Origin of the sequence: Sphingomonas sp. CCH9-E2 (assembly GCF_001557215.1) — a bacterium.
Lineage (GTDB): Bacteria > Pseudomonadota > Alphaproteobacteria > Sphingomonadales > Sphingomonadaceae > Sphingomonas.
Genome location: NZ_LSJM01000319.1, coordinates 1 through 6229, shown reverse-complemented (window position 1 = coordinate 6229; position 6229 = coordinate 1). Strand labels below are relative to the sequence as shown.

The window sequence follows — 6229 nt, the reverse complement described above, 5'->3', positions numbered from 1 at the left end:
GGGAGGGGGACCGCCGCCGAAGGCGGTGGTGGAGGGGCCGCCCCGCAGAGGGCGGTCAGCATCTCGGCAAAATTCCGCCGTCTTCGCGGCGGCCCCTCCGTCAGCGCTGCGCGCTGCCACCTCCCCCGTTGGGGGAGGAATTCCGCGATCCTCGCCACCCTCCTCCTCGCCGCCTGCTCGGGCGGCGCGCCGCAGCCTGGCGCATCGCCCACGCCGCCCAGCCTCGAATCCGCCGCGATCGAGCGCGGCCTCGTCCGCGATCCCAAGGCGAGCGACGTCACCGGCCTCTATGCCCGCGACACCGACCGGCTGTGCGTCGTGCCCGACGGCACTGCTTATCGCGTCGGCGCGTTCGTCGATTATGGCGACAAGGTCAGCTGCACCGGCCGCGGCACCGCCGCCCGCTCCGGCTCCACCCTCGCGATCGAGTTCAAGGGGCGCAACGGCGAAACCTGCAGCTTCGACGCCAAGTTCGACGGCGACCGCATCACCTTCCCCGCCAACGTCCCCGACGCCTGCGCGAAACTGTGTGGCCCGCGTGCGTCGTTCGCGGCGCTGGAAGTCGAACGCCTGAGTGAATCGGCGGCAGAAGCAGAGGCACTCAGAAGCGCAGAGGGAGTCCGTCTCTGCGGTAGTTGACGTTAACGTCAACCGCGACTAAATTCGCCCGCATGGCAACGAAACTGAAAGCCGTCGCCAGCTTCGCCCCGATCGAAGCGCGGCCGGACAAGGAGAGTTTCTCGATCTCGGACCTGTGCGCCGAGTTCGAGGTGACCGCACGCGCGCTGCGCTTCTACGAGGATGAAGGGCTGATCAGCCCCGAGCGCCGCGGGCTCCAGCGCATCTACTCGCACCGCGACCGCGCCCGGCTCGCCTGGATCCTGCGCGGCAAGCGGGTCGGCTTCAGCCTCGCCGAAATTCGCGAGATGATCGACCTCTACGATGTCGGCGACGAACGCCGCACCCAGCATCAGGTCACGCTCGACAAATGCCGCGCGCGCATCGCGCTGCTGGAACGGCAAAAGGTCGATATCGACGCCGCGATTGCCGAACTCGACGATTTCATCGCGGTCCTCGAAGGCCGCGCCGCACCGATCAAATAAGAACAGGATAGAGAGATGCCCCGCTACAATCCCCCCGTCCGCGACACCCGCTTCGTGCTCGATCGCGTGCTCAAGATCGACCGCTACGCCAACCTCCCCGGTTTCGCCAACGCGACCCCCGACACCGTCACCGCGGTGCTCGAAGAGGGCGGCAAGTTCGTCGCCGAGGTCCTGTTCCCGATCAACCATAGCGGCGACCAGCAGGGCTGCACCCGCCACCCGGACGGCAGCGTCACCACGCCCGACGGCTTCAAGGAAGCCTACAACCAGTTCGTCGAATCCGGCTGGGGCACCCTCAGCGCGCCGGAGCAGTTCGGCGGCCAGGGCATGCCCCACGTCGTCTCCACCGCGTTTCAGGAATATTTGATCTCCGCCAACATGGCCTTCGCCATGTACCCCGGCCTGACCCACGGCGCGATCGAGGCGCTGCTCGCCAAGGGCAGCCCGGAGCAGCAGGAGAAATACGTCCCCCGCATGGTCAGCGGCGAATGGGGCGGCACGATGAACCTGACCGAACCGCATTGCGGCACCGATCTCGGCCTCATCAAGACCCGCGCCACCCCCAATGCCGACGGCAGCTGGTCGATCACGGGGACGAAGATCTTCATCTCCTCCGGCGAGCATGACCTCACCAGTAACATCATCCACCTCGTCCTCGCCAAGACGCCCGGCGCGCCGGAGAGCAGCAAGGGCATCAGCCTGTTCGTCGTGCCCAAGTTCATCGTCAACGACGATGGCAGCCTCGGCGCGCGCAACGCCGTCTCCTGCGGCTCGATCGAGCACAAGATGGGCATCCACGCCAACTCGACCTGCGTCATGAACTATGACGGCGCGACCGGCTGGCTCGTTGGCGAAGAGATGAAGGGCCTCGCCGCCATGTTCATCATGATGAACGCCGCCCGCCTCGGCGTCGGCCTTCAGGGCCTCGGCATCGGCGAAGTCGCCTACCAGAACGCCGTGCAATACGCGCACGACCGGCGTCAGGGCCGCGCGCTCACCGGCCCCGCCGAGCCACAGGAAAAGGCCGACACCCTCTTCGTCCACCCCGATGTCCGCCGCATGCTGATGGAGGCCAAGGCGATGACCGAGGGGCTGCGCGCCCTGTGCCTGTGGGGCGGCCTCCAGGTCGACCTGGCGCACAAGGCGGCGAGCGAGGAGGAGCGTCAGCTCGCCGACGACCTGATCGGCCTGCTCACCCCCGTGATCAAGGGCGTCGGCACCGACGCCGGCTACCGCATCGCGACCGACAGCCAGCAGGTTTATGGCGGCCATGGCTACATCGCCGAATGGGGCATGGAGCAGTACGTCCGCGATGCCCGTATCGCGATGATCTATGAAGGCACCAACGGCGTGCAGGCGATGGACCTGGTCGGCCGCAAGCTCGCCCAGAATGGCGGCCGCGCGGTCCAGACCCTGTTCCGCATCGTCGCCGAAGAGGTCGCCGCGGCCAAGGCCAAGCCCGAACTGACCCACCTCGCCGAAGCGCTCGAAAAGGCCAATGGCCAGCTACAGGCCGCGACCATGTGGTTCATGGCCAACGGCATGAAGGACCCCAACCAGGTCGGCGCCGGCGCATACAGCTACATGGAGCTGATGGGCACCGTCGCGATCGGCCTGATGTGGCTCCGCATGGCCGACGCGGCTGTCGCGGCACTGGCCGAAGGCGATGACGACAAGGCCTTCTACGAAGCCAAGCTGGTCACCGCCCGCTTCTACGCCGACCGCATCATGCCCAACGCCGGCGCGCTCCGCCGCAAGATCGAAAGCGGCGCGGAGACGATCATGGCGCTGCCGGTGGAGGCGTTTGGGGTTTGAGGTCGAGCACCTCTCCTTGTCTAACGCCGGGGCGCATGAGTGCGGGGGCCTGCAACTGCGAAAACGAAAATATCTTGCGCTTGCGTTGAGGTAGGCCAAGATACAGACGGAATTGGCGGTGACTTGCCAGTCCGGCAGCGGGAAAACTTCCCGCTGCACCGCAGGTCGTGCACGGGGGGAACATGAAAGCAAACGCAGTACCGCTGTTGCAGCTTTTCGAGAAAAAGATGCGACTAGAGGTTCCCCTTTTTCAGCGCCAGTATGTTTGGTCCGAAGACTTGCAATGGCGGCCGCTATGGGAAGATATCGTTCGAAAATTTTCGGAGTTTCTTGAAGGCAGAATGGATGCGCCGGTACATTTCCTCGGCGCTATCGTTCTTGACCAAAAGCAAGTTCCCATTACGCACGTTGAACGTCGGATGGTTATCGACGGTCAGCAAAGGCTGACCACGCTTCAAGTTTTTATTGCGGCGTTTCGGGATTTTTGTAGATCGGTCGGTGCCGAGGCGTTGGCAAGCGAGTGTGAGAACTTTACCTTAAATAAGGGGATGATGCCAGATCCCAACGTGGATAAGTTCAAAGTCTGGCCCACAAAGTTGGATCGCGACCCTTTCCGGGCAGCTGTGACCGCCGGAGGCGTCGAGCAGTTGAAAAAAATCTACCCGCTGACATGGAAGAAATGGGCTCGTAAGCCCGATCCACGTCCGCGCATCGTGGATGCTTATCTATTCTTTTACGCTGAGCTTCATGACTTTTTCGTCGGGTCAGAATCGGAGCCTCCTTTGGCATCTGATTTTGCTATCGAAGAGCGGCTGGAGACGTGCTTGCAAGCGCTTAGGAACGCGCTTTTAGTAGTCTCTATTGATCTGGAGCCTGGCGATGACGCGCAGGTCATTTTCGAAACGCTAAACGCACGCGGGGAGCCGCTACTGCCGGCAGACCTTTTGAGAAACTACATTTTCTTGCGCGCAGCTCGACAGGAAGAGTCCCAGGATGAGCTCTACAATAAATATTGGGAGCCATTTGACGATGAATTTTGGCGGACAACCGTCAGTCAGGGCCGCATTAATAGACCGCGTAGCGATCTTTTTATGCAGCATTATCTTGCGAGCAAGCAAGCGATCGATATACCGATAAAGCATTTATATGCTGAATATCGGCATTGGATCGAAAAAAAATCTCCCTTTTCGAGCGTCGAGGATGAGTTAAATTCGCTCCAGGAATTTAGGGGGTATTTTCGCGAATTGCTAGAAGTTGAATCTGATAGGCCATATTCTAGTGTCGCGAGAACCCTATCTGCATTCGACATTGGTACCGCATACCCTTTACTTCTCTATTTATTGGCATCCGATGCAAATGAAAATGAACTGGCATCAATTTGTGATGTAATAGAAAGCTACATTATTCGTCGCGCCGTATGTGGTTTGACCAATAAAAATCTGAACAGAGTTTTCCTGTCATTAGTGAGGTATCTTCAATCCAGCGTTGTATCTCATTCTCAGGTACTCGCTTACTTTACTGGATTGCGGGGCGAATCTGCGGAATGGCCCACGGATCAGATTTTTGGCGAAGCTTGGATTTCAGCAGACATTTATCGCCGCCTGAACAACGTACGGCTGTGTTACATCCTGAATAGGATCAGTGAACACGTTCGGTCGTCAAAAACCGAGAGCCTAAATGTGGACGGAGAGCTCACAGTCGAGCATATAATGCCACAGAGTTGGGAGGCTCATTGGCCTCTTTCGTCCGGTGCCAGTGGGATGACATACGCTGAGCTATGGGAGGCTGAGGAGAATGACGCTCGTGCGGTCGAAACGCGCCGGCGGAATCAACTGATTCAGACGATGGGCAATTTAACGATTCTTACCAGCGGGCTCAATTCCTCGGTTTCAAATTCGCCGTGGAGTATCAAGCGGCCTGAGCTTTTGAAACATTCGTTGTTGCCGATAAATCTTGCTCTTGCGAACGTCGAAACATGGGATGATGAAGCGATCGTCGAGCGAGGTAAGTGGTTGTTCGACAAAGCTCTAATCATCTGGCCGAGAAATACTTAGAAATAACTCGGGCACATTTTTAGTGAGGTGGGTGGTCAGGCAGCGCGCGTCGCCATTCCACCGCACCGCTGGCGCTGCGCGGCCAGCGCTCTCTGCGCCTCCGCGATCTCTGCGCGAACCAGCCTCCCTCTCAATGCAGCATTAGAACAAAAATAGAACTTTCCTACAGCCCCCGTTCCGGCATACCTAACCGGTCCTCTGCATCCCATCAGCAAAGGACCTGCGGACATGAACGCTTTCACCACGCCAGAACCGGCGCCCTACGATCCCTCCACCTTCAACCACGCCGCCTTCCACGAACTCGAACCCGGCGTGCCCGATGCCCAGCGGTATGACGGCTGGACCCCCGAAAAGCAGAAGCGCTTCCTCACCGCCCTCGCGCGCGGGCATAATGTGACCAAGGCGTGCGCCATCGTCGGCATGTCGCGCTCGACCGCCTATGCCCTGCGCGACAGCGCGCGCGGCGCGGCGTTCGCGCTGGGGTGGAAGGCGGCTCAGCTGCGCGCCCGCGACTCCCTAGCCGACGAATTGATGGACCGCGCCTTCAACGGCGTGCGTGAATCCGTCACCGGCGACGATGGCCGCATCACCACCCGCCACCGCTACGACAATCAACTGGCGTGGAAGATGCTGAACCGGCTCGACAAGCGCGCCGACGCCGCCTGCACCGATACCGACGCCGCCGCCGTGCGGCTCGCCGCGGCGGACTTCGAACAATATCTCGATCTGGTCGAACACTCGGCGGCACCGGGCCGCGCCGGCCTGTTCCTCGCCGCGCGCTTCGGGGCGGCGGGGGTGGCGAGTGAGGACGACCTCGCCCCGATCCGCACGCTCGCCCGCGCCGATCGCTGGCTGCGCACCCATGTGGACGCCAGCGCCGCCGTCCCCGCCACCGACCTCGACCCCGCCGGCCGCGCCACCTGGACCGACGAACAATGGCGCCGCGCCGAAGCCATCGGCCTCGTCGCGCTCGCATCCGAAGCCCCGCCGGAGGAGGAGCCTGACAGCCCGCCCGACACACGCGATTCTTGTCAGGATCGTCCGGACAGCGACGCGACTGCGCCGCCCATCTGGTGGTGCTACGAACATGACGGCTGGCGCACCCGCTTCCCGCCCCCCGCCGGTTTCGACGGCTTCGAAGAGGGCGAACCCGGCACCGCAAACTATGAGCGCGAACTGACACAGGAAGAGGAAGACGCCATCGCCGCCGAAGACGCGGCCCTGCGCGCGCCCCTCATCGCCGCCGGCCACGCCGCC

The 6229-nt window shown here is 61.8% G+C and carries 5 protein-coding genes; all 5 read left to right on the top strand.

Features of this window, described 5'->3' with window-relative positions:
• Positions 1-639: hypothetical protein (locus AX681_RS22560; protein ID WP_231734975.1), on the top strand; the 639-nt coding region annotated here is incomplete at its 5' end.
• 32 nt (positions 640-671) lie between these two features.
• Entirely contained in the window at positions 672-1103 is a 432-nt protein-coding gene (locus tag AX681_RS15255) for a MerR family transcriptional regulator (RefSeq protein ID WP_066664722.1), read from the top strand.
• Positions 1104-1118: 15 nt separating this feature from the next.
• Entirely contained in the window at positions 1119-2918 is a 1800-nt protein-coding gene (locus AX681_RS15250; RefSeq protein ID WP_066664720.1) for an acyl-CoA dehydrogenase C-terminal domain-containing protein, read from the top strand.
• 182 nt (positions 2919-3100) lie between these two features.
• Positions 3101-4972 (top strand): DUF262 domain-containing protein, encoded by a 1872-nt coding sequence (locus AX681_RS21535; protein WP_082738142.1) that lies wholly within the window; start codon positions 3101-3103, stop codon positions 4970-4972.
• A 228-nt stretch (positions 4973-5200) separates the two neighbouring features.
• On the top strand, positions 5201-6229 hold a 1029-nt coding region (locus tag AX681_RS15245), incomplete at its 3' end, for a hypothetical protein (protein ID WP_066682453.1).

Coding starts and splice junctions, on each gene's coding strand:
- AX681_RS15255 (WP_066664722.1), top strand. CDS start 672: ATGGCAACGAAACTGAAAGCCGTCGCCAGCTTCGCCCCGATCGAAGCG.
- AX681_RS15250 (WP_066664720.1), top strand. CDS start 1,119: ATGCCCCGCTACAATCCCCCCGTCCGCGACACCCGCTTCGTGCTCGAT.
- AX681_RS21535 (WP_082738142.1), top strand. CDS start 3,101: ATGAAAGCAAACGCAGTACCGCTGTTGCAGCTTTTCGAGAAAAAGATG.